The following is a 24,746-nucleotide window of genomic DNA, read 5'->3' on the forward strand; positions in this document are numbered from 1 at the left end:
GTCGGAGGGACGGAAGTAAAGACAAACAACAAATCAACTGCCGCGCCTTAAAAGGCGCGCCTACCAGTACATATACCAAAAAGACAATACCGGGATTGGGTGTGTTTTTTCAGTGCGCGCCGCCCTAACATACTATGTATACGACAAGAACCATTTAATGCAGCGCCGGCATATTCGGATGTGCCGCGGGCTCAGGATTGCCAATGAATTAACATACCTATTGATTTCAAGTTTATTTGGATACAATATTACCAATTTGCGGCGCGTACTGAAAAAATATACCCAACCCCGGTGAAGCCGAGGGACGGATGCACGGATGGTCGGAGGGACGAAAGTAAAGATAAAACAAACATTAAAAATTAAGAGAAAAAAACAGGAATTGTGTGTGTTTTTAAACAGGAATAATAGAAAATTTATATTTTAAATTTTTCCATCTGCGAAGAAAGGATTGAAATGGTCTCTGACATTTTTGAAGCGGTTTCTGCCACCTGCTGGGCGTGGCCAACCTGTTCTTCCGCGGATGATGACACCTGTTCTGAAGATGCAGAAGCTTCTTCAGTTGCTGCTGCCACCTGTTCCATCTGCATGAAAACATCTTCAATTGACTTTGTAATGTCGCCAAACATTTTATCCACGTTTTCCATAAGTTCCATACCTTCATTGGCTGTCTTGTTTGTCTCTTCCGTTATGCTGGCAGCGTGTTCCGAATACTGCAGGATTTCTTTTAATATTTTTGTTACTTCTTTTGTAGACTTGGCGGAATCATCCGCAAGTTTTCCAACTTCTGTGGCCACCACGGCAAACCCGCGGCCTGCCTGCCCGGCGCGCGCGGCTTCAATGGCCGCGTTTAATGAAAGCAGGTTGGTCTGTGACGTAATTTCCTGAATAACCTTGACTATGTCGCCTATTTTGGAAGCACGCTCCCCAAGCTGCCGTATTATATTGGAATCTTTTTCAACTGATTCTTTCATGGACTTCATTTTATCAGAAAGCCCTGTTACCATTTCATTTCCGCTCTTTGACATTTCACTGGTATTCTTGGCCGATTCCGCCACGGCCTGCGCGGTTTCCGCTATTACCTGATTGGCGCCGGAAATCTGGTTCATTGTTTCAGTGACCTGTTCCGTGGCATTTCTTGAATCTTCTGAAACCCTTGCAAGTTCCTGTGAAGATTCACTTAAAAAATTAGACGTTGATTTGATATCATTAAGCAGGTTTTCTATACTTTCCACCATTTTTTTAAAGGAAATACCAAGCTGGTCTTCTTTTGAACGCATAAAGACATCCGTATTAAGGTTGCCTTCCGCAATCTGTTTTGCGCAGTAGGTCATCTTTTTTTCTGCCTGAATAAGAATATTTGTTTTCTTGCCAAGTTCATTCATCATCTCATCGCCGGTCTTTTCATTCGCGGCAACGCTTAAATTTCCTTTTGACAAAGCGTCAATCACCTGAAAATAATCGCTTAAACCAATTGACTGATTAAGGATTGTATTATGAAGTTTTTTATTTTCAGTAAACAGTTTGCGCAGTTCCAGCCCTATAAAGCCGGCAAGGATAAATATTGCAAACGCAAGCAGTATAAAAACGGCGGGGCCCGAGCTTATTTTTTCAAGCCACTGCATTAATCCTATAATGGCGGCTATAAAAAGCAAAACTGCCGCAGCGCCAAAAAAAACCGTGATTTTCTGTTCTCTGTTCAGTTTGACCACTTATTTACGCCTTTCATGACTTTTTTATTTAAGGTAATTATGGCCTTTGTTATTTCTTATAATAACATATAATATTTGAATTATCTGCCTGTTTTTTATACAGGCGACCCTATCACAATTATACCTATAATAATGAAGACAGCAGCGCCTAATACCGGAAGTATATCTTCTATAATATGGCCTGCTTTTTTAAACTTTTCGCCCACTGCTTTTTCCCTGACAAACCATACCGCCATCGACACCGCCGTAGTGGCAAGCGCCATTCCCGACATAAAAATAAGCATAAACCATACAGCCTGCTTTACAAGCCCCAGCGCAATAGCTGTAACAATTATTCCGCTTGTAACCGGACAGGGAATAATTCCCGCGTTAAAAGCTATAATAAAAGGATTCCCGTCGTTTTTAAGGTCGTGGTCGTGGCAGTGCGCGCAGACATGTTTTATCTTGGCAATAATAAAGGTATAAAGCATATAAGCGCCGATGCTTATTGTAATACCGCCGGCTACAAATTTCATAATTTCATTTAACCTGTCAACGGAAACTGTGGATTTTAAAAGAAACCATGTGCCAAAGACCACCACGGATGCTGATAAGGCGTGAAAAACCGCGGTCATTGACGAAGCAATAAGGACATTTTTAAATTTTCTTTTGGACGCAACAACCCAAGCCTGTACTATAATTCCGCCGTGCGCCATTCCAACGCCATGAAGAAGCCCATAAACAAAAAGTATAAACGCCACTCCCCAGAATGCGCCAGGACTTCCTTCTTTAAGCGCCTCTATCGCTTCATGAATTGCGCCAAGTTTACCGCCATGGTCATGCCCGTCTTCGGCATAAACCGGAACGGAGGCGATAAATACAAACAGTTGAAATAACAGAATTTTTATTTTTTTCATATTCCTATTTTCCCCTAATTTTTGTAAAAAATCAAATATAAAGACGGATGCTTGGACGCCTGGATGCTTAGTAAAACATTTTGTTTTCCGCTTATGCTTATCTGCTTATAGTTTAATTTGCTGTTATTTTTCCCGCCGCAATTCATCCTGTACATTTTTTTACCATTTCAAGCACACATTCAGAGTCTTTAATCATTTTTTCAGCTTCTTTTGGTTTCATAATTCTTTCTTCATATTCCGCCATATTTTTTAGCCTGATAACTTTCATAGCTCTTTACCCAATAAGTTCCAGTTCATCTTTTTTCACGGTATTGATGCCATATATGAACCTTACGCCGTCTTCGTGATTAAACCCGGCATGCCTTTTGCGCATATGATTCACGCACAATGCGTCCAGCGCGGATATGCAGCAATGAACAGCGCTTATAGGAGCGGACATTATTTCATTATTCTCAAGAGCCCTTTTTGCGCTTTTAAGGCATTCTTCAGAACGCCTTAAAAAATTTACATATAAATGTTTATCAACCGCCCTAAATTTGTATTTTTCCATCTCTACCCCTCTATTTTTACAAATCTATATTATTTTTATTCCCTTTTCGGCCTCTTTTATTACGCCCAAATTTTTCTTCATTTTATACTCATCAGGCGTAATCATGTATGTTACCAGTGTGTTTCCAAAAGAACGCGAGATATATGTTTCAAGATCATTTAAAACGTTTTCAAGTTTTTGCAAATCTTTTTTTGAGTTTGCCACTACAAAAAGATCTATATCACTTTCCGGCTTGGATTTTTCTGAAGCAACAGAACCATAAACATAGGCCTTTTCAATAAGTTTTGCGGGAAGTTTTTCTTTAAATATATCCTTCATATATTCAACAGGGTTTTTAATATTTTCGAATGCCGAATATACACGCATAAGCATTTTAATCGCATAACTGTCTTTGTTTATACGAAAAAAATTTACATTTCCAGCCCTGCGGTGATGCATAGCATTCATAGCACAGTAATTGTTTAATATTCTGCTGACTGTCATAACCGGCAGTTCTGCCTGGCGGGCAAGTTCCCCCGCTGTTATTTCTGTTTTTTGCCCCATTATCAAACTAAAAAGCTTAAGTTTAACCCTGGAATTTATCAATTCATAAGGCATGGTATTTAAATCCATAACCGCTCCTTTAACATTTATGTTATAAGTATAACAAAAATGTTAAATATGTCAATTATTTTCAGATTGTTTTTATGCTAAAGGTGTTCCGGCAGCCTATCAATCCATATCCCATAAATAAAGAATTTACATCAACTGCCGCGGGCTAAAGACCCGCGTCTACCATTACCAAACCGACCTTCCGTACAGCCGTCCCTCTGGCTTTCTGTTTTCCGCTTATGCTTATCTGCTTATAGCTTAATTTGCTGTTATTTTATAACCTAGCCGCTTTCTTTATTCAACTGCCGCACTCTTAAGGGATGCGCCTACCAAATCTAAACCGTTCTGCTGAGCCACCGGGCTGCTTTCCTTCCGTCCCTCCGTGCATCCGTCCCTCTGTACCTCAGCCTTTTCGTCCCTCCGCCCATTCGTACACAACCGGTATTACAACAAGGGTTAAGAAAGTGGAAGTGATAAGCCCGCCGATTACCGCGATAGGCATAGACTGTGTTCTAAGCGCGCTTTCGCCGAAGCCCAGCGCCAGCGGCAGCATTCCGAATATCATGGCAAACGTGGTCATTAAAATAGGGCGCAGCCTTATCGGGCCGGCGTGTAATAAAGCCGCGCGCGCGGACATTCCCTCTTCCCTCATTTTATTCGTGAAATCTATAAGCAGTATCCCGTTCTTTGCCACAAGCCCAAGCACCATTAAGAAACCTATCATTGCCATTATGTCCAGCTGCTGCCCGGTGATAAGCAGCGCCAGGAAAGAACCAATTATGGCAAGCGGCACAGAAAGCATAAGTATCAGCGGCTGCGTAAGCGAATTATAAAGCGAAGCCAGAATCATATACATAAACAGAAGTGCAAGCAGCATGGCTTTTCCCATCTGTACAACAGTATCTGTCATCTGCGTGGCCTGTCCGCCGAAGGAGTATTCGTACCCTTCGGGTATATGCACTTCTTTTTTTATTCTTTCATTTAAATCCCTTACCACATCGCCAAGGGCAAACCCTTCCGCGATTCCGGCTGTCACTTTAATTATCCTTTTTTTATCTTCCCTTTTTATTTCCACAGGGCCGGACCCGGATTCAAAACGCGCCACTGCGGATAAAGGAATTTTATCCCCTTTAGCGTTGGTCAGCATTATGTCTTTTAACGAATTTAAATCTGTCTTGTCTTCCTGCGCCATCTGCAGAATTATTCCGTATTCTTTATCGCCTTTTCTGTAGCGCGACACTTCCTTGCCGTTTATCAGGATGTTTAAAAGCATCCCTGTTTCATAAGTGGAAAAACCAAGTTTTGCCGCCTTCACCCTGTCAATCATAATACTTATTTCCGGCATGCCCGGCCTGGAAGAAGTATTCGGGCCGGACGCGCCCGGCGTTTCCAGCGCGGCTTTTTTTATGTCCATGGCAATTTTTTCCAGCACTTTTGTATTTTCTCCGGTAATGTTAATAGTTATAGGGTCTGTATCCCCTCCCCCGGAAACCACAGTGCCTGCGCCGCTGTCCTGCTTGGTAAGCAAAATTCCTGGCCCAAAATTATTTTGTATATGATTCATAACTTCATCACTTACTATTGTGGTGGCCCTTGCTTTTTTATGTATAGCGCAGTAAATTCTGCCTATGTTATTTTCGCCGTAACCCGCGACCGTATAGTAAGTCTCTATATCTTTTACTGTTTGTAAATACCGCTCTATCTGAAGCAGTTTTTTGTCCATCACATCAATTGTGGCCCCCGGCTGCATTTCCATTGTCATTTCAATTTCCCTGTAATCGGAATTTGGAAGAAAGCTCATGCCTATAAACATCGCGGCGCCTATGCTTGCGCCTATAAGCCCCGTCACGGAAACAATTACGGTTTTTTTGTGGTCAAGGCACCATTCCAATACGTCTTCATACACTTCTTTAAAACTGTCATAGTACACATTAAATTTCTGATGCATTTTATCAAAAATATTTTTCTTTTTATCCGGGTCCTCTTTTTTCCACCAGTACGCTGAAAGCATGGGAGCCGTGGTAAAAGCATCCACCAGCGATATTGCAAGCGCGAAAGTTATGGTAAGCCCAAATTGCTTGAAAAACTGCCCTACAATACCTTCAAGAAAAGATATGGGGATAAAGACGGCAAGAATTGAAGCGGTTGTGGCTATGACAGCCAGCGCCACTTCATTGGTACCTTTAACAGCGGCTTCTTTCGGAGAAAATCCTTTTTCCAGATACCTGAAAATATTTTCACGCACAACTATTGAATCGTCTATCAAAAGCCCAATGGAAAGGGACAAAGCCAGCAGCACCATCATATTTATCGTAAAGCCGGACGCGTTTATAAAAAAGAAAGCGCCCAAAAGGGAGTTTGGCAGGGCAACAGCTGTAATCATTGTGGAACGGAAACTTCCCAGAAAAAGCCAGACTATTATAATGGCACACAGCGCGCCAAGCCCTATGTCTTCCTGAAGCCCTTTGATACTTTCTTCAATATGTAAAGTCGGATCCCTGAAAACACTTATAGTCACACCCTGCGGAAGTTTTTTCTGTAATGAATTTATTTTTTTCTTCACGGCTTTTGATATGGCCACGGTATTTTCACCGCTCTGTTTATATACGCCGAAGATTATGGCATTTTCGCCGTCCACGCGCGACCTGGCGGTTTCTTTTTTCAGTCCAAAATCAACTTTTGCCACGTCTTTTAACCTGATAGTCTCGCCTGAAAAAGTTTTTATAGGCACATTTTCAATATCGCTTATGGATTCAAACCTTCCTTTAACCCTAACAGCGGTTATCCTTCCGGGTTTTTCTATATTGCCTGCCGGATAATTAAGGTTTTCTTTTCCTATGGCTTCCATTACATCCGCGAATGACACCATGCGCGCGGCCAGCGCGCTTTTATTTACCGTGACATTTACCGCTTTATCACGCCCGCCCCACAGGTCAATTTTTCCCACACCTTTTACTTTTTCAATATCAGGCTTAATTTCTTCATCAATAATTTCTTTTAATGCGGCAAGGTCTTTTTTTCCTTTTACCTTCATCATTAATACCGGTATCCATTCAGCGGACGAAAATCTTACCACGGACGGTTCGTCCGCGTCATCCGGAAGCTCCCATTTTGCCTTATTAACGGCGTCGCGGACTTTTGTCTCCGCGTATTTGATGTCTGTGCCAAGCGAAAAACGCGCGGTGACACGTGACATATTTTCACTGGAACCGGAAGAAAGTGATTCCATCCCTTCCACCACGGCAAGTGCGTCTTCTATAGGCTTGGTTACAAGGTTTTCTATTTCTTCAGCTGACGCGCCTTCATAAACCGTTACAACAGACAGCGTTGGGTATTCCACATCCGGCAGCATGTCCACTCCCATGGAAGAATATCCCAGCGCGCCAAGCACAAGTATAGACATAACTATCATTACTACAAATATAGGCCTCTTTATTGCAAGTTCCGCTATGTTCATTTATTCTCCAATAAACTGGAGGGACGGATGCACAGATGTTCGGATGGTCAGCAAAAACATTTATTTCGCTTCTGCTTAATTGCTTATAGCTTAATTATCTTTCTTTCTTCCGTCCCTCCGTGCATCTGTCCCTCTGTCCCTCATTCTTTGATTTTCAAAAGGTTTCCTTCGTTTAATTTAAAATTACCTTCCGTCACAACAACATCTCCTATATTAATACCTTCTGTTATTTCAATATTATCCCCTTCAATATATCCTGTTTTAACATCCGTCATTTTCGCGCGGCCGTTATCATTGATATACACATATGACCGGCTTTCCCCAAGCAGCACCGCGTTTTCAGGAAGCATTATCCCCTGCCGGCGCTGCCCGTAAATTTTTACATTTACCGACATGCCGGGTTTAATATCCCTTTTAGGATTATCAGCTTTTACAATTACCGTACCTGCCATTGTATCCTTGTCTATGAAAGGGGTGACGGATGAAACACTGCCTTTTAATGTTATCTTATCGCCGTAAGCTGCGGAAATTTCCGCAGTCTGTCCGGCCTTTATTTTAATCATATCCTCTTCACCGGTGCTTAATATCACCTTTATTTTATCCGGATTTGCAATTTCTGCCACGGGGTATTGCGGAGTGACAAACGCGCCTTTGTCAGTGGTGTATATTTTTGTCACTATCCCGGCTGCCGGCGCCATTACATTGGCAAGCTGATAATCCATACCGACAATATCCCTGTTTATATATAATATGGTATCGTCTTTATTTACAAAGCTGCCCTCTGATACTGCATTGCGTTCAAACTTGCCCGGCACCTGGGAATAAACTTTTATCTGTGGATTCCCTTCCGCAATGCCGCGGATAAAAATAGCTTCCTGAATATCTGTTTTGCCTGCCTGAACCGCTTTTACGTCATAAGCCGTTTCTGAAAGTTTTTCTCCCGCGCGGGTCACTTTTTTTATTATCTGAAAAAGTATAACCGCGCTTAAAACGGCTATTATTATCAACGCCCATCTTTTTGCTTTTGAATGCATCTTTCCTCCGCTTATAATTTTTTCAGAAGTCCCTGAATTTTTTCAAGCAGGCCAATGGCATTTTTTCTTTCCTGCCGGCTTATCATTGAAAAAAACATCCCAAGATATCCAAGGTTTACATCCCTGGTGTGTTTCATTACTTTTTTTCCGCGTGCTGATAATCCCACAAAAACTTTTCTTTTATCCTTATTATCCCTGTTTTTTTCAACATAACCCAGTTTTTCCAGGCGCGTAATGCTTTCTGTCATACTTGGCAGTTTAACACCCGCGGCTGACGCAAGTTCCCCCATTGTTTTACTGCCGGAATCAAGCAGAAGCTGAAGCACAAAAGTCTGCCCAAGGTTTAATTCCTTTATTTTTCCCTTGAAAATCTGTATTTTCCGGCTTTTCCTTATCCGGTCGCTTATATCCACAAGCATGTCAAAAGCTTTTTGCGCGTCTTTGTTCACATTTACTCCTTAAACTGTTTAGGCATACCTAATATTTAGGCAGACCTAAGTATATATATTTACGGGATTAATGTCAAGTTTAAATGATTTTTTAAAACGCTTCGAACGCGTAAAAGATAAACGCCAGGCCGTCGCGGCCGTACCCAAGGTCTATCCTTAAGTTGGCGCGTTCTTCGGGCACAAGCCCTATCCTTAACCCCACGCCGCCCGCGAACTTCACGTTCATATCCGCCGGGGATGATTCGTACACATCACCCGCTCCGGCAAACACGGTAAACCCCACACGCTCCCATGGTATTATCCTGTATTCCGCCTGTACAAAACTCATGCATTTATCCCGGTACCTTCCATAAAAATACCCGCGCATTTTGTGGTCGCCGCCAAACTGTTCCATTAATTGGATTGGAGGGCTTCCGGCAATAACTCCGGTAAACACTTCCGCAGCTATAGACTGGTTGTCAGCCAATTTAAAATACTTTCTAAAATCAAACTCTGTTTTCACAAATGAATCCCGCACGTTAAGCCCAAGCCCGTAGTAATCGCAGTATAAAGTGGTATAAATTCCGTCCATGGCAAGAAGCGAATTATCGCGTGTATCCATTGAAAAAACCAGCCCCTGCCCAAAATAAGACCCGCCCCTGCTGCCCTTAAACACTTCACTGCTTATAAGCCCGTTTGGTTTGGCTTCTAAAAGTACAAAGTTTTCATATGACAGCCTTACACCCGCATACAAAAGGCCGGCAATTTTTTTATGAAATTCAGCCCTGAACTTTAACATCTGAAAAGTAACTTTTTCCGCGGCGTCATCTTTATTATCGTTGCCCACCCCAAAAAATGTGTCAGGATATTTTTTATAATATGAATTATGATACAGCTTATATTCGTTATTTTCCCAGTAATGCCACCCTTCTTCTTCAACTGACACCTGGTTTTTTAAACTGTAAGAAAGGTACAGCTGGATGTTGGAAGAAAAAGTATCAGGCTTTTTATTGTAAAAATACGCGCCTGTTATTATGCCTTTTAAACCTGTTTCTTCGGAGTATAAAGGAAGCGGAAGAATAAGCCAGGAATCTTCGTATTTTTTGGCATCATCCGCGGCAAAAACAAAAGACGCTGTTATAATCATAACCGCAATAATAAGAATTTTTTTCATAACACCCTCCTGCTTATTGTTTTAATCCTGCTCAAGGTATTCCGCAAATTCGTCCGATGTCATTGATTTAAAGTGATTGTCTATGGCGTACTTAATAAGCCTGTTGTCGCTGGAAATAACCATATGGTCTTTTGCCTTGCCTGTCCTGTTTCTTATCATCTCTTCTATTATATCGTCAGCAGATTCGCCCGGCCCGGAAAAAACAGCCTTTATATCGCCGAACCTCTGATGCCCGCGGTGGTTGGAAATGGAACGGGAAGCGTCAAATATGACTGTTACTTCGTTTGGATTAAGCGCAAGAAATTCCTTTATCATATCCATCATCTCTTCGCGCTTCTGTTCAAGGGTAACCCCCTTAAACCGCACCCTGTACATTAAATTGTACCCGTCAATAATAATTTTCATCTATCCTCTACCCTTTATCCCTTTTGTATGAAACCGAGATTTGTTTCGCTTCTGCTTATCTGCTTATAGCTTAATTCGCTCTTATTTAAACCGTCCCTCCGTGCATCCATCCCTCTGTCCCTCTATACTTTATATTTCTCCGCTTCTTCCCTGCTTATTGGTTTTACATTTATAACCCTTTCATTATTATCCTTAATAATTTTGACAGCTACTTCTTCTTTATCCATTAACTTTGTATAGCCGGCGGAAAACGCGGCTATATCTCTTATCGTCTCTTCATCAGGGCTGTCAAAAGTAAGGACAAGCGGGCCGGGAATATCCATAACTTCAAATACTATTGCCCCATCTTTTACCTGCTCCAGTTTTTCATTATCGCCGTTGTGCCTTCCTATTATAAACTTTATGCCGTTTTTTCTGAAATGCCTTCCGGCCGATAATAAAAACATATCCTGTTCCGTTATCTCTTTTTCTTTATTGTGCTGTATAAGGTCATTTAACCTTGCCGCATAGTGTTTATCCGTTAAAAGGCATCCGCCGCCCGGGGTTTCCATCACATCGGTAATTTCAAATTCCACCGCAAGCTTAAGCTGCTGCTGCCTGTTTCTTCCTTCTATGCCTAAAAGCTGTTCCCTGTCCACCCAGCCAAGTTTTTCCGGTTCTGTGGGTTCCATTAATTTTGCGGACAGCGGCCGCAGCAAATACCCTTCAAGGCCCGATTCATTTTTTATCATTTTAATTGAATTTGAATTCTGAGTCATAGGCCGCTGACCCAGCACTTCACCTGTTATGACAAAACCCGCGCCAAGTTCTTCCATCATCTCTTTTGCTTTACGCATCATAAGTATTTTGCAGTCAATGCACGGGTTCATGTTCTTGCCGTATCCGTGCGCCGGATTTTTCAGCATATGCAGAAAATCTTTTGTTATATCCACAACTTTTACTTCTATGCCTTTTGGAAGCGGTTTATTGTATTTAAGCTCACCGCCCTCCCGGATATATTTTTTAAAAAATACGCCTATGTTAAAATTTACCGGTATGACATTTATTCCCTGTTTCTGCAGCAGTTTTACCGCTATCATGCTGTCCAGTCCGCCCGAAAAAAGAGCGATACATGTTTTTTCTTTCATCAGATTTTCCTTTTTTGACACAAATGGTTTTTTACGATTTTATTTTTGATTATGCCTTATCTTTTAATCTTTATTTATGGGCTTTCTTTTTACTTCATAACCGCCATTTTTCCAAAGACGTATTTTTTCTCATCCCCGTTAACGGCATCTATTTTATAAATATAAACTCCGGATGACACGCGTTCACCCGCGTCATTCAAGCCGTCCCACAATGTTTTATTTACTCCCTTAACCCCGTTTATGCCGTCTATCTTTCTTATCGTTTCACCGGATATTGTAAAGATTTTAATTGTGACATCCGCGCGTACAGACAGATGAAAAACAATTATTGCCTCTCCATCGGTCGGATTTGGATATGTGACGTCTTTTTTAAGTTCAAGGTCGGGCACAATTGCCGCAAGCGTTGTCTGGTTTGAAACAAAAGCGTAAGCCGCCACATCGCAGTTGGAAAGCGCTGTGTTATAAAATTTTTCGTTTTTATTAATTGAATCATCAAGCATCGCGGTAAACGAATAATCAATATAACTGCCCACAGGTATGGTTCCCGTGCTGAAAGACACAACCCTGTTTACCGCGTCATAAGTACCGCCCGCTATATAAGTGTGTTTTGGCGGCAGAGTATCCCAGATAATTACATTATCAGCTGCAATAAGCCCCGCGGCATTGGAAGCCCTTATTGTATAGGTTATTGTATCGCCTGTGGCCGCGCTTGACGGCGCAACTGATTTGGACATTACAAGAACCGGAAGAATAGGCGTAGGGGTCATTGTTAAAGTAACTGTCATTGTCATGGTGCTTGTAACTGTAATTGTGGGCGTAACTGTAATTGTAATAGTGTCAGTGGGGGTTATTGTCGGCGTTATTGAAGGCGTGCCGCAAGGTATGTCATACATAACGCTGTTTGAATTTATTATCGGATTAAAATCATTTGCTTTAATCGCGCCTGTGTTTGTTATCTGGCCGCAGGAATTAATCACGCCGCTCCACATTAAAATATCTGCGCGGTCTGTCTGCAAACCGGGATAAAGCCAGCTTACAACACTTGAAACACCATCATAAACCGCCGCATCGTGAACGCCTGCAAGCGCGCCTGTTCCGTCAAGATATGTTATTTCAGCAGGCACGGTGTCAAATATAACAGCGCCGGACGCTATCGGGTTGCCGCTTATAACTTTCAAATTATCATAATAATTGAAATTATCGGGGTGCCCCTGAAAACCCACATATCCGCATCCGGGCATCTGCGTATAAGTTGCATTTGCAGTGTCTGTGACAGCTAACATCCACGCTGCAGGTTCAGCGGTTCCTTTAATCCACGTTTTAGCCCAAAGGCCTACAGAATTTCCTGAAAGGCTCATTACCTGAACTTTTACCGTATACCACTGGCTGTCACTTACTGATATTGCATTGCTGTGCCAGGAAGCCGGAGAGTAAGGCCCTGCAACTCCCGGATTTGTTTTCTGAAGATAAAGGTCGCCCGGCGTATGGTCTCCGGAAATACCCACACCATACGAAAGAGCCGGAGCTGTATTGCTGTGCCTGAAAGATATTAATCCGTCTTCATATCCGCCTGCTCCTACATAAATATCAGCCTGAACTATACCGTCGCAAAAATCCGTTGGAGTGTCCCTTAAATATTGAGGATATGACCCTGCTCCCTGTGAAGGCGAATAAAGATAACCGCTTCCGGCGCCGTCGCTCATCCAGCTCCATGACCCGCCGCTTACCGGATGAAAACCGGTTATGGGATTTGAATCAAATGTATCATAAGATTTAAGGCTGTACCCTGTCAGCGAAACACTTAACGTGTATGTAACCGTATCGCCAATCTGTGCTGTCGCGGGCTGCTGGCTTTTATTAAAAGCAAAAGGCCTTATAACCGTCACCGTTGTATCATTGCTTGTGCCGCTTGTTGACGCGCTGAAAGTATCAACCAGTGTCCAGTCAGCCGAGTTATTTATAATTGTCCCCGGCACTGCTGCCGCATCCACGCTTACAAGAAACCATACTTTTTCACTTTTTCTTTTTGTTACTGCAGGCAGTGTCCAGGTAAGGGCTGAACCTGCAGCTGTTCCGGAACTTGTTCCTCCCGGACTTATCTGCTGAAGAGTACAGTTTGGCGGCACCATATCTGTGATTGTAAGGCTGTTTGAATTTACATAACTGTAATTTAAAGTGTAAAGGACAAGCCCTCCGGGTATTACTGTTGAAGCTTCCGCGGTTTTTGTCAAAGATGCTGATGCAGGCGGAAGAGGTACTGTAAAAGGATAATTAGCCTGCGAAACCGGCAGAGCGGATCCTGAATCAACAAAATCCCTTTTGCCGCCAATTAAAATAAAATATGGGCCGCCTTCAAGTGTGTCAGGTATATGAAATGTATATGACGCGGGGCTTGCAATAAGAGAAGCTCCGTTTCCATCACCCATTCCGTTACCGCTTGAAGCGCTTATAGCTCCGTCACCTGTACCGCCAATATCTACAATTCCATTTGCCACTTTAAAGGTCTGGCCTAAGGTGCTTCCGCTTTGAAAAGTTCCAACCGTTGATACTGCTGCCAGAAAGAAACTCTGATTCCACACATCGCTTGTCCTGTCATATGTAAAATTCACTGTTACCAAATCGCCGGCATTAGGGCTTGGAGGAACCACACTTACAATTGTAACATTACTGACTTCTGCCATTACAGGCGCGTACAGTGTTATTAACAGAGCCAAAAGGCACAGTATTTTTTTCATACTTATCTCCCTTAAATGCAGGTTTATTGATATATTTTTAATTATATGCCATGTAATCGCTATTTTCAATACATATTATTTCTGTTATACTTTATTCATGATACCCACAATAACCATAGGAAACTTGCAGCTTGATTCATATCTGTTGTTTATTATAATTGCGGCTGTGTCCGGTTTTGCCTTTTACCTTTCCGGGCTGTCCGGAACAAAAAAAGAAAAAACCATAACACACGCTTACGTGCTTTTTTTTGCAGCTGCTTTTATAACAGGCGCGGTTTTTATTCCAAAAATATTTGGCATACAGGGAGCTTCTTTTTCTGCCGGTATTTTTCTGGCCGTGCTTGTTTCAATACCTGCGGTTAAAAAATACAGTACGGGTTTATTTCACGCTTCTGACAGTTCAGTGGCGGCAGCCGCGCTTGGGCTTTCCATAGCAAAATTGGGCTGCCTTTTTAAGGGGTGCTGTTACGGCATTCCGGCTGACCCGCAGAAAACCTTCACAGTTTTCTATCCCGAAACATCCGCGGCTTTTGAAAAATTTTCAGGTGTCCCCCTTTTACCCTCTCAAATATACCAGTCGCTGGCATTTTTTATCATATTTATTGTCCTTATTAAGCTTACTAAAACAATACCATTTTATAAAACTGCAGTTTTTCTGATATTGTCATGCGCTGTAAACTCCCTTATTTTATTCACCAGGCCTGTCAGTTCATCCGAATTATGGCTTTTTCTTATACTTAACTGCCTAATCTGCCTTGCAGCTTCTATTATGCTTATAATAGGAAAGCACACTAAAACAAATACCTGACGAAATACTTGACATAAGTTATATTTGTGTATATAATTACTATGGATTTAACTCCGTAAAGGAAGTGGTTGTATGAAGCTTTTTAGAGAATCTAAAGGCCTCACTTTCATAGAAGTAATTATAGCTTCTTTTGTAATAATATTTTTAGTAATGGGTTCTTTAAATCTTATCACAAGGGTATATAACGATATTTTTGCATCCCGCGTAAAAACATATGCTTTTAACATTGCCGCTGAAAATCTTGAAAACCTTAAAAGCTATAATTTTGGCGCTTTAAAAATTACCCCGGATGATTTATTGCCTTACCCTCTTACAAAACTGGAAAGTGATTCCAATCCCTGGGGAAACCCGGACGACCCTTCAAATATTCTTCCTGTAGGCGGGATTAAAATGAAAGTTTATAAAATAGTCCAGAACGCGGAAGAAGATGGCGAAAGCAATATTGTGGGGCGCACGCAGTCAGACCTTCCAATATCAAACCTTAAAAAAATAAAAGTTGTTATTGCTTATCAGATAAAAAGTGCTTCCGGCGGTTTTATGGACAGGACTACAGAACTTGAAAGTTTTGTATCAAACCCGGAAAGCCAGATGTCAGGCGCCACCATACGCGGCAGGGTTTTAAGAAAAGAACGCAGCAACCCTAATGCTAATCCGGCACCGCCCGGACATGCTACTAAAAGTTTTGTACATGTTGAAGGGCACCCTGAATACACGGTTAAAGTTGGAACAGAAGCCACAACGCCGCAGGAACGCGGCTACTATACAATTTATAATGTATTGCCCGGAACATATAATTTATATACACAGGGTGACGGTTATGAAAAATCTGATTACAAAGATAACCCTGTAGTAATAGAAATTACAACAAATAACGTCAACGGTATTAATTTTACAGCGCCTGATATTCAAGAAGCTTCAATATCCGGAACAATATTAGATTCTTCCGGAAATCCTGTTAATGTCAACGACTATAAAAAAGAATCGCGCGAAATACGCGCCGATGACGGAACATCTTTTACCACAACCGCAGACACTCATGGAGATTACCTTATTTCCGGCATAAATCCGGATGCAGGTTCAGTTTCGGTAACTGCTATTTTTACACATAAAGATACAGGCGTGACATATTACGGCGCTTATCCCGGAAGGGTGAATGTGGGCAATAATTCTAATATTACAAATGTTAATATCACCCTTCAGCCGGTAACAGGCAATACTGCGGTACTTATGGTGCAGGCGCTTGATGCCAGGGACAAATCCACCCCTATCGGCAATATAAATATTGTGTTAAAAAATGTTGTCACTGACGCGGTTATGTATACAGCCACAACCGCGCCGGTTTCGGGAATTGCCACAATTCTTGTCGATGTGGGCAATTATAAACTTACAGGTGCCGGTAATTATTACGTGCCTGAAGAACCCACAAAATTTATTTCCGTGGCAGCAGCCCCCCCGTTAATTAAACTTTATTTTTACCCAAGCGGAAGCATAAGCGGGCAGCTAATTGATTATGATACCAATCTTCCTCCGGCAGGCCCTATTAACCTGCAGGCTTACAGCGAATACAGCAGGCTTGTAGGCAGCGCGTCTTCTGACACAATTACAGGACAGTACCAGTTTGACGGCGTGTGGGCGGGTACTAACAACGTGGTGCGCATTTACCCGGACGCTTCTTCTTACGCGGGATATCCGGATGAAGGCGCGGAAGCCATATATTCAATTTTAGTCACACAAGGCAACGTGACGCCAAATCAAAACTTTACCGTACAGGTTAACGCTAAAGAAGTTTCCGGCAAGCTTCAAATAAGCGCGCCGGGCGTGGGAAACGATATAATGGACGGCGCGATGATAATAGCGCAGCCTTCAAGCATAACAACACCTCCGCATACTTACACGCTTGACAGTGTAAACCCGGATGAAAAAATTCAGACATCCTTAAAAAGAAAAAGAATGCAGTTTTACGGATTGGTTTCCGAGAGGACAGGCGCTTATAAAATAATGCTACCGGCAAACACAGACTATGACATCTATGCTTACTATTCCTATGTATCATATCCGGCATCAACTATTTTAAAATACTATAAAAAATTGTCCGGAGTGACCCCTCCTTCTGAAGACCAGGATTTTAGCGGAGCATGGATCACTTATTAAATAAAAGAAGGGCTGATAAAAATGAAAAGATTTAAAAAACACACAGGCGGCTTTACCCTGATAGAAGCTTTAATAGTAATTGCCATAATGGGCATAGTAACATCGGGCCTGGGCCAAATGCTTAATACGGCAATATACGCGTGGAACTTTGGTTCCGCAAATATTGCCGTCAATATGGAAGGCCGCAACGCCGTCACCGCGCTTACAAAATTCATGCAGTACGCTCAAGCGCCCACTATAAAAATTTCAAGAATAAATACCAACCAGCCTGCAAACAGTTATGTGTCCGGAAAACTGGCGGAAACTGTTTACGTCACCACATCAAGCCCGGGCAGCTGCGGATTTACCACATCTGCTTCCGACATGGTGGGCGGCGCCGGAGCTGAAGTGGAAATGTTTCAATACGGCAGAAAACTTTACGCGCGCGTACCAAAACTTGCAGCGGGGTCTTCCATATCCAACCCGTCCACAATCAACTATACCTATACTTATATGACAGTGACTTCAAACCTGGATTCATTTATGGTTACATTCAACGATTCAAAAAAAGAAAAATCTGTCTCCGTGGCAGTCAGGCTTTCAAAAATGGTTTATAAAAACAGGCCGCCTATACGGGTACTTTTAAAACAGCAGATTGTGTTAAAACACAGCACTTCTGCGGGATTTTACGGAAATTAAACAGGAGGACTTATAATGAAAATAAAAAATTCAGACGGGCAGATACTTGCGACAGCCCTTATCGTGGGCGCTGTCATTGCTATCCTTGCATATGCGCTGCTTTTTCTTTTTCAGCAGGAATCAAAAATGCTTGTAAAAACAATGGATATAACCCGCAAGCAGGAGCTTGCTTCTATAGGAATGGAACACGCGCGGTACAAAATGCAGCTTCAGAACAACTGGTATAATGTTCCAATGACCGGATTTAAATATGATGAAGAATATGAAATACCGGGGCTTGGTTCCTACGCAGTAACAATTGAAAAAGGAAATTTATTTATGATAGATAACGTACGTCAGGGCAACGAAGAATACAGGACTATAGGAGTTAAAGTTAAAGTTTACCCTTCCGGCGAACTTCACCAGTTTTATGGCGTAATTAAAAAACTTGGCTACGGCGGGCCGCTTATTTCCAAAGGTAAAATCAACCTGCCCTGCACAAATGATTCAATAGACGCCAACGGCATTCCTATGTATGGTTTTTTCTGGGGTGATGTCTACCACGCAAACAGAACAGACGATACTTTTCACTTCCCATACATACCCGTGGCAATGGGAAGCACCACTCCCAAAGCCTGGGGTCCTGCCGTATATTCAGCTTCAAATATTTACACTGCTTACGGTAAAAATGGCGGCAATTACCAGTTTGGTTACGTGGGCGAAGATATGAGCCCTACTGCAAAATCACACCCTTATTCCCCTATGGCTATAGCGCCGCAGCTTTCCCTTCAGGCATACAAACAGCTTGCATATGAAAAAGGCAATTATTACGGGCCGGCAACAGTCGGCGGGTCAGGCACAGCCAATCCTTTTTACATTAACGACGGCCTGCACGACCTTGCGGATTTAAACAGCGTGGCAATTCATAACGCGCTTAAAACCACTTCCGACGTCCTTTTTGTTGACACCACAGACGCGCTGCCATTAAGGGTTCCTGAATCGCCTTTAACGCCCACCAATACCTATTGCGGCACAACTTATGTTTCCGCGAACACAGTGGCTGTCTATTACAACGCTTATTCCCAGCTTTACACTGTAGGGTCAATGATAATACAGGGGCCTTTGGTTTTAAAAGGCGCTGACCCCGGACCGGAACCTGCTAATAATGAAAAAGACCCTTTATTGCCTTTCTGGCCCACTTTATTGGGTATTGATATTCCTTCAAATTATTATTACCCGCAGGAAGATACAACAAACCATCTGGAATTTGACACCAAGGGATTTCTTGGCTCTGCCCTTAACAATATTAAACACGCCGGCTTTATGTACATAGACGGAGAATTGAAAATTGGCGGCGTGCGGTGCAAAACAAGCACCTGTGATAATACTACCGCAGAAAAAACAAATGCCATTGCATCTGCAAAACCTTCGCTTTTTACAAAAATTAAAGCAGCCGCTTCTAAACTTATGGAACCACCAGCTGTTTACGCAAACTGGAAAGATGATGCCACGGCAACCGCTGTGGCCGGAACATTAACGGCAGTTGCCACTTTAACACCGCAGATAACAAATACCCCCGTTGCTACAAATACACCCGGCGGGCCTACTGAAACACCAACGGTGCCTGTTCCACCCACTGCAACAGTAGGGGTTGTACTTGGCACACCCACACCGCCTGCTGACTGCGACGGAAAGACAACAGTTTCAGATATTGTAATATTCGGTACTTTATATATTGGCGAACACGGCTCCCTTTCCATAGATACAGTTAATGACACTCCAAGGCTTGCGGTATATTTTAATATGAACGCCAATGCCTTCTCTTACCTTCAGAACAGCGTATCTCTGCTTTCTTTCAGAGAGCTTACATACCTTATTCCGACGCCGGTTCCGGAATACCCGTTCTGATAATGGTCGATAAACGCAATATTTCTCTTCAAAATTATCTGTTTTACGGAATTTTTCTGTGCATCCTTACTTTTACACCCTTATTTTATGATATGTATCAGCTGCCGAAAGCATTATTTCTTACAGCAGGATGCGCTTTATATATCGCTGTTTTTTCTTTTTTTCATAAAAAAATAAATTTTGGTTTCACTGCTATTGCCGCGGCTGCATTTATGCTTTATATATCACTGCGCACCCTTTTTTCATTTGATAATTTTCCGCCTGTTTATTATCTTCTGACTCTGCTTGCACCGGCGGCTTTTTTTATGCCTTTGATAACAAAAATAAAAGCCGGTAATTTTCTTTTTTTCATAAATATTATTTCTTTTGTATCTTCTATCTACGCAGTTTTCCAGTATGTAAATACAGGTGAGCGCCCCATATCCTTTTTTGGCAACCCCGTGTTTCTTGCGGAATTCACTGCATGCCTTTTTCCTCTTATTCTTGTATCCCTGCTGGCATATAAAAAATACAAGCTTTTTACCGCAATCAACCTGTGTTTGTCATTGCTTGTACTTGCTTTAGCTTCTTCCAGGGGCGCCATATTATCGCTTGGCGTTTCACTTTTTATTTTTTTATATCTGTCAGTCTCAAATAAAGCTTTTGCGGTAATTGACAAAAAGAAGACTGCCATAATTTTACTTATTACTTTTGCCATATTTACAGCCATAACTTTTTTTCCCCGTTTTAAGCCGGCAGTTACCTACAATATAAACAGGGCTCTTGAAGTTACCCATGGCGGCGGCGCTTCCCTTTCTAACAGGGCTGTCATATTAAAAACAGGGCTTAAAATGTCAGCGGAAAAACCTGTTTTCGGGTTTGGAACGGGCGGATTCAGATATTATTTTCAGAAATATCAGGTATCTGTGATAACCGCTGAAAATCCCTCTTTTATAAACACTTCTTACGCCCATAACGATTATCTTCAGCTGCTTGTGGAAACAGGCGCTGCCGGGCTTTTGCTTTTCCTGTTATTTGTATCCTCTCTGCTTATTTCTTTTGACAGGACTAAAACTTTAATTATCAATCAGGATAAACCGCCGGCTTACGCGCTTTTGGCATCCGTAATATTTTTTCTATGTGAATCAATGTATAATTTTCCGCTTTTCATAATGCCGTCTGCGTTTATCTTCTGGCTTTTCTGCGGCATTCTATATTCACTGCCAAAAAAAGAAAATAAACAAATACAACTGCCTTCTCCTTTTCTTACATTATTAATAGTGCCGGTATTTATTTATCTTTTTATTTCCATTATGCCTGTTGCGGCAAACCTTCATATTAAAAAAGGCTTTACCGCTCTTCAGAAAAAGACAAATATGGAAATGAAGCATTTTGACACAGCCCTGTTGCTTGAGCCCAATAACTTTTATACACGCTATTACAGGGGATATTCCCTGCTTAATAATAACAGACATAAAGCCTACACAGAATATGAAGAAGCATTAAAAATATACCCCTATTCGGCAGATATGCTTTATAACCTTGGCGCCATGCATCTCTCGGATAACCAAAATGAAAAAGCTGAATTTTATCTAAAAAAATCGCTTGAACTTAACCCTTATTTTGGAATGGGGCATACAGCAATGGCAATGCTTTATATGAAAACAAAAAGAGAAAATTTGGCATCTGCGGAACTTTATCTTGCCGCCAAATATGACCCAAATTCCCTTGGCAGGGGCACCGACCAGATAATAATGATGATGGAAGAGACAAAACTTAAACCATAATTTTTTTTAAATTTAAAAAACAAAAAGCCACAGGTTTTAACCTGTGGCTTTTTTAATTTATTTATCCAACTGCATCATTTAGAAAGCGTTTATTTTAACACGCTCGAAGGTGCAGTAAAAATATTTTGCATTTTAAACAAAAATCTTAGCTATTACCATTTCCGGGTTGTTGCCAAGTATTCTCTGTACCATTGCGTCTTCTTTTACGCACGCCCTTACCATTTCTTTGGACTGTTCATAATTTCTGTTTGTATATTTAAGGATAGTGTCGCGTACTTCCGTGGGCTCTGACTGCGCCACATAGGTTAAAAGCAATTTAACATTATTTTCCATGCTCTTTACCGTAGCATACCTTAAAAGCACGTTAATTTTACGTTTTGACATTTTAGGCGGAGGCCCAAGCCCGTTTAACGCGTTAAACATAAAGTCCATGTAATCCTGGACCGCGTCATCGCGCGACGCGGCGTCCACAAGCTCCGCGCTCATTACCATGTTCATTTTCTTATCCGCTCCGGTCCATTTTACCTGGGCTGTTTTTTCTATTTTTCCTGTGTAGTCTCCCATAAACGTACCTTCGTTTATTTCACCGCGGTAGTCATAAACCGGGTCTTTTGCAAGGTACATTCCTATGGCTTTCATAACCTGAAAATCAATGGGTGAAAAAGTAACATAAGCGCCTTTTTTTCCTGATTCGCCGCTTACAAAACCCATAACAAACCTGTCTTCAAGAAAATCCACATAGTTTCTTAACGGTTCAATAAGGATAGGCGGAATTTTATAATTGCCGTCTTCATCAATAGGGAAAGCGTTTGTGTGAATGGAAAGGATTTTCTTCAGCGATTCTATCACATTATGCGGCGTGCACAGATAGTTTGTCATTGCAGTCGGCATATCTATAATCTGGCTGTTTAAAAGTATCCTGGCGCCGGAATATGGCACTCTGTTGCCGGCTTTTTCCGCCGCAGTTACAATAAAACTGTTAAGTATGCTTATGTCTTTTTTTATTATTTCAACATGTTCCGGCCTGAAAGAATCAAATACCCTTGAAGACTGATCCGCAACCACATCTGATACTTTTGACAGGTCATTTTCAAGTTCCTTAATTACATCAACTTTTTCTTTAATGGCATCAACGCTTTCAGCAGACCTTGTAAAAGTTTCGGCGTACATTTTTGTAAAATCCGCAAGCACTTTTGCCATGCCGTCGCTTCTCATTGCAAGGGCGGACTTAAGCTTTTTTTCTTCGGGGGTGACCCTTTCGCCCTTCGCAAGAATTCCCATATATTTATCCAGCGCGTCAAAATTAAGTTTTAAAGTTTTAAGTTTTGTAGCATCAAGCTGCAGCATTTTATCTATATTTGTGCCAAGCGTTCTTACAAGGTTGGCTCCCGCTTTTAACGCGTCATTCTTTTTCCATTCAAGTTCGGCTTTTACTTTTTTCGGGTCGCGTATGTCATCTTTTTTTCTTTTCTTTTTTCCGGATGTGTCTATCAGTTCAATGTTACCTTCGGCAAGCGCCCTCATTTTATCCGGAACGCTGAAAACCACCTGAGACAAAGCGCTTAAAGAATCCTTTGTTTCAAAAGCTTCAAGCAGCTGTTTGTAAATTTCCGGGTCAAGCAGGTTAATTCTATTTTCGCCGATTTCTACAAAATCACCGATAGCGCCGGTGGCAAGAAAAAGCCTTTGCTGTTTGTTCAGATCATTCAACCTTGTATTAACCAAAGCGGTAATAAGGGTATTGTAAGCCGTCCTAAGCTTATTTACTTTTATGACATCTTCTATTTTATTGCCGTTATCTGATTTCTCTTTTCCAAAAAATTCAAGGGCTGTCATTACCCCGTCTTTAACTGTCTGATCAATACCTTCAAGAACGTAATTTATTGCTTCACCTTCTTTGATTGCTGTTTCAGACATACCTGACTTCCTCCTTCAAAAAAATAAATTAAAGCCGTTTCTGCCATATGAAACAGCTTTCTATTATGTAAACAGCGAAAAATGCTCTCTGTTTAATCGCTTAATACGGTATTATAATGCGTTTTTAGACTTTCTTTTGGCCAGTTCTTCTTTGATTATAGCAGATATCTTGGGGTTGGCAAGAAGTATTTTCTTAAAAGAGTTCTTATGCAGTACAAACAGTTCTGTAGGGGCCTCTGCAATAACAGTGGCATTTCTTGGGGCATCTGTAACAAGTGCTGTTTCGCCAAAAAAATCACCTTCAGCCAGGCCTGCCACTTTTTTTTCTGACATTCCTTTCTTTATATGTATGGATACCGACCCTACCGATATCATATAGAAAGCATCGCCGGTTTCACCCTGTTGAATTACCACTTCGCCTTTTCTGAATTTCTGCTTTTTCATGGCTTTAATCAGTTCATCAAGCTGCGCGAAATTTAAGGAATAAAAAAAATCAACTTTCTTAAGTGTTTCCCTTAACTTTGTAATGTCATCTGCCATCTTTTGCCCCCGGTATTTTTTTTAAATTCATTAACATTATATATTTTGTCAGTTATTTTGTCAATATTACTTTTATTACTTTTTCTTTTTATTAAATACCGACGTCTTAACAGCCACAAATATCATAGCTATGCCTCCTGCTATCATAAAAAAATGAAACCAGGGGCTTACCTTTTCTTTTACAAATATAAGCAGAATTGCCAGTCCAAAAATAACACAGGTAACAGTCCATACAATCATCGCCACAGGAGATTTTAAAGTATTGGCAACATAACCCATCCTTTTGGCTCCGGGAGCCATATTTACATCTTTTTCCATTTCCCCGCTTATCTGCTGCGCTTTTTCCGCAAGGCGCGATGACACACGCCCGCCTTCCAGGCCATGCTGCCTGTCATTTACATCCTGCCACATGGCAAGCTCCCGCATGCACAGTTCGCACTTTTTAATGTGCGCCTCTATTTCAGTTTCTTCCGTTTTATTTGTTATAAAACCTTTTGAATAATCATTAAGCTTTTTTCTTACATCAGAATGTTCCATTTTTTACTCCAGCCCTTCAAGCCTTATAATCAGCTTTTTTACTTCATTTTTATCCGCGTTGTGCCGCCTTATATAACTGCGCCCTTTTTCAATACGGTCCACAAATTTTTTAAGTTCTTTTTTATCATGTTTTAACCTTGAAATGTATTTTATAAACTCCGGCATTTTTGCAAAGACATACATAAGTTCAAGCGAGCGGTTAAAAAAACCTTCTTTTGAATCACAACATACGGTATTGGGGTGGACTGTCTGAAAAGTATCCGCGGATTTTTTTTCTCTGTCATAATGCCACCTGACAACCGCCTGATTATCTTTTATCTTTAAACCGCATGTTTCACAGTCAAACGGCTTCATAC

The 24,746-nt window shown here is 41.6% G+C and carries 20 protein-coding genes; 5 read left to right on the plus strand and 15 right to left on the minus strand.

Going from position 1 to position 24,746, the window contains the following annotated elements:
* Nucleotides 1-413: 413 nt before the first annotated feature.
* From CVV21_08965 to CVV21_09015, 11 genes are all read right to left on the minus strand, one after another.
* On the minus strand, nt 414-1,709 hold the full coding sequence (locus tag CVV21_08965) for a hypothetical protein (GenBank protein ID PKL91333.1): 1,296 nt from the start codon (nt 1,707-1,709) through the stop codon (nt 414-416).
* A gap of 95 nt (nt 1,710-1,804) precedes the next feature.
* Complete coding sequence (locus CVV21_08970) at nt 1,805-2,605, minus strand: hypothetical protein (protein PKL91334.1); 801 nt, start codon at nt 2,603-2,605, stop codon at nt 1,805-1,807.
* Between the two features lie 274 nt (nt 2,606-2,879).
* On the minus strand, nt 2,880-3,155 hold the full coding sequence (locus tag CVV21_08975) for a hypothetical protein (GenBank protein PKL91335.1): 276 nt from the start codon (nt 3,153-3,155) through the stop codon (nt 2,880-2,882).
* A gap of 24 nt (nt 3,156-3,179) precedes the next feature.
* Entirely contained in the window at nt 3,180-3,767 is a 588-nt protein-coding gene (locus CVV21_08980) for a hypothetical protein (protein PKL91336.1), read from the minus strand.
* Nucleotides 3,768-4,149: 382 nt separating this feature from the next.
* Nucleotides 4,150-7,203, minus strand: a complete 3,054-nt coding sequence (locus CVV21_08985; protein PKL91337.1) for a hypothetical protein — start codon at nt 7,201-7,203, stop codon at nt 4,150-4,152.
* Between the two features lie 140 nt (nt 7,204-7,343).
* Entirely contained in the window at nt 7,344-8,237 is an 894-nt protein-coding gene (locus tag CVV21_08990; GenBank protein ID PKL91338.1) for a hypothetical protein, read from the minus strand.
* An 11-nt stretch (nt 8,238-8,248) separates the two neighbouring features.
* Nucleotides 8,249-8,686, minus strand: a complete 438-nt coding sequence (locus tag CVV21_08995; protein ID PKL91339.1) for a hypothetical protein — start codon at nt 8,684-8,686, stop codon at nt 8,249-8,251.
* A 91-nt stretch (nt 8,687-8,777) separates the two neighbouring features.
* The gene (locus CVV21_09000; protein ID PKL91340.1) at nt 8,778-9,839 is read right to left on the minus strand and encodes a hypothetical protein; all 1,062 of its coding nucleotides are present in this window, start codon (nt 9,837-9,839) and stop codon (nt 8,778-8,780) included.
* Nucleotides 9,840-9,860: 21 nt separating this feature from the next.
* Complete coding sequence (locus tag CVV21_09005) at nt 9,861-10,244, minus strand: hypothetical protein (protein PKL91341.1); 384 nt, start codon at nt 10,242-10,244, stop codon at nt 9,861-9,863.
* Nucleotides 10,245-10,366: 122 nt separating this feature from the next.
* Nucleotides 10,367-11,371: a tRNA 4-thiouridine(8) synthase ThiI gene (locus tag CVV21_09010; GenBank protein ID PKL91342.1), complete on the minus strand. Its 1,005-nt coding sequence runs from the start codon at nt 11,369-11,371 to the stop codon at nt 10,367-10,369.
* A gap of 89 nt (nt 11,372-11,460) precedes the next feature.
* Entirely contained in the window at nt 11,461-14,106 is a 2,646-nt protein-coding gene (locus CVV21_09015; protein PKL91343.1) for a hypothetical protein, read from the minus strand.
* A gap of 97 nt (nt 14,107-14,203) precedes the next feature.
* Here CVV21_09015 and CVV21_09020 point away from each other — a divergent pair, with 97 nt between their 5' ends.
* From CVV21_09020 to CVV21_09040, 5 genes are all read left to right on the plus strand, one after another.
* Entirely contained in the window at nt 14,204-14,914 is a 711-nt protein-coding gene (locus CVV21_09020) for a hypothetical protein (GenBank protein PKL91344.1), read from the plus strand.
* A gap of 72 nt (nt 14,915-14,986) precedes the next feature.
* Nucleotides 14,987-17,065, plus strand: a complete 2,079-nt coding sequence (locus tag CVV21_09025) for a hypothetical protein (GenBank protein PKL91345.1) — start codon at nt 14,987-14,989, stop codon at nt 17,063-17,065.
* A gap of 21 nt (nt 17,066-17,086) precedes the next feature.
* Nucleotides 17,087-17,743, plus strand: coding sequence for a hypothetical protein (locus CVV21_09030; GenBank protein PKL91346.1), 657 nt, complete (start codon nt 17,087-17,089; stop codon nt 17,741-17,743).
* 15 nt (nt 17,744-17,758) lie between these two features.
* Nucleotides 17,759-19,630: a hypothetical protein gene (locus CVV21_09035; GenBank protein ID PKL91347.1), complete on the plus strand. Its 1,872-nt coding sequence runs from the start codon at nt 17,759-17,761 to the stop codon at nt 19,628-19,630.
* 2 nt (nt 19,631-19,632) lie between these two features.
* Nucleotides 19,633-21,396, plus strand: a complete 1,764-nt coding sequence (locus tag CVV21_09040) for a hypothetical protein (GenBank protein ID PKL91348.1) — start codon at nt 19,633-19,635, stop codon at nt 21,394-21,396.
* Nucleotides 21,397-21,528: 132 nt separating this feature from the next.
* Here CVV21_09040 and CVV21_09045 read toward each other — a convergent pair whose 3' ends face one another.
* From CVV21_09045 to CVV21_09060, 4 genes are all read right to left on the minus strand, one after another.
* Complete coding sequence (locus CVV21_09045; GenBank protein PKL91349.1) at nt 21,529-23,313, minus strand: hypothetical protein; 1,785 nt, start codon at nt 23,311-23,313, stop codon at nt 21,529-21,531.
* A gap of 111 nt (nt 23,314-23,424) precedes the next feature.
* A complete protein-coding gene (locus CVV21_09050; GenBank protein ID PKL91350.1) occupies nt 23,425-23,853 on the minus strand; it encodes a hypothetical protein in 429 nt (142 codons plus the stop codon).
* Between the two features lie 75 nt (nt 23,854-23,928).
* A complete protein-coding gene (locus tag CVV21_09055; protein PKL91351.1) occupies nt 23,929-24,390 on the minus strand; it encodes a hypothetical protein in 462 nt (153 codons plus the stop codon).
* Nucleotides 24,391-24,393: 3 nt separating this feature from the next.
* Complete coding sequence (locus CVV21_09060; protein PKL91352.1) at nt 24,394-24,744, minus strand: hypothetical protein; 351 nt, start codon at nt 24,742-24,744, stop codon at nt 24,394-24,396.
* Nucleotides 24,745-24,746: the final 2 nt, after the last annotated feature.

This window comes from Candidatus Goldiibacteriota bacterium HGW-Goldbacteria-1, assembly GCA_002839855.1.
GTDB lineage: Bacteria > Oederibacteriota > PGYV01 > PGYV01 > PGYV01 > PGYV01.

Coding starts and splice junctions, on each gene's coding strand:
- CVV21_08970 (PKL91334.1), bottom strand. CDS start 2,605: ATGAAAAAAATAAAAATTCTGTTATTTCAACTGTTTGTATTTATCGCC.
- CVV21_08975 (PKL91335.1), bottom strand. CDS start 3,155: ATGGAAAAATACAAATTTAGGGCGGTTGATAAACATTTATATGTAAAT.
- CVV21_08980 (PKL91336.1), bottom strand. CDS start 3,767: ATGGATTTAAATACCATGCCTTATGAATTGATAAATTCCAGGGTTAAA.
- CVV21_08985 (PKL91337.1), bottom strand. CDS start 7,203: ATGAACATAGCGGAACTTGCAATAAAGAGGCCTATATTTGTAGTAATG.
- CVV21_08990 (PKL91338.1), bottom strand. CDS start 8,237: ATGCATTCAAAAGCAAAAAGATGGGCGTTGATAATAATAGCCGTTTTA.
- CVV21_09000 (PKL91340.1), bottom strand. CDS start 9,839: ATGAAAAAAATTCTTATTATTGCGGTTATGATTATAACAGCGTCTTTT.
- CVV21_09005 (PKL91341.1), bottom strand. CDS start 10,244: ATGAAAATTATTATTGACGGGTACAATTTAATGTACAGGGTGCGGTTT.
- CVV21_09010 (PKL91342.1), bottom strand. CDS start 11,371: ATGAAAGAAAAAACATGTATCGCTCTTTTTTCGGGCGGACTGGACAGC.
- CVV21_09015 (PKL91343.1), bottom strand. CDS start 14,106: ATGAAAAAAATACTGTGCCTTTTGGCTCTGTTAATAACACTGTACGCG.
- CVV21_09020 (PKL91344.1), top strand. CDS start 14,204: ATGATACCCACAATAACCATAGGAAACTTGCAGCTTGATTCATATCTG.
- CVV21_09025 (PKL91345.1), top strand. CDS start 14,987: ATGAAGCTTTTTAGAGAATCTAAAGGCCTCACTTTCATAGAAGTAATT.
- CVV21_09030 (PKL91346.1), top strand. CDS start 17,087: ATGAAAAGATTTAAAAAACACACAGGCGGCTTTACCCTGATAGAAGCT.
- CVV21_09035 (PKL91347.1), top strand. CDS start 17,759: ATGAAAATAAAAAATTCAGACGGGCAGATACTTGCGACAGCCCTTATC.
- CVV21_09040 (PKL91348.1), top strand. CDS start 19,633: ATGGTCGATAAACGCAATATTTCTCTTCAAAATTATCTGTTTTACGGA.
- CVV21_09045 (PKL91349.1), bottom strand. CDS start 23,313: ATGTCTGAAACAGCAATCAAAGAAGGTGAAGCAATAAATTACGTTCTT.
- CVV21_09050 (PKL91350.1), bottom strand. CDS start 23,853: ATGGCAGATGACATTACAAAGTTAAGGGAAACACTTAAGAAAGTTGAT.
- CVV21_09055 (PKL91351.1), bottom strand. CDS start 24,390: ATGGAACATTCTGATGTAAGAAAAAAGCTTAATGATTATTCAAAAGGT.
- CVV21_09060 (PKL91352.1), bottom strand. CDS start 24,744: ATGAAGCCGTTTGACTGTGAAACATGCGGTTTAAAGATAAAAGATAAT.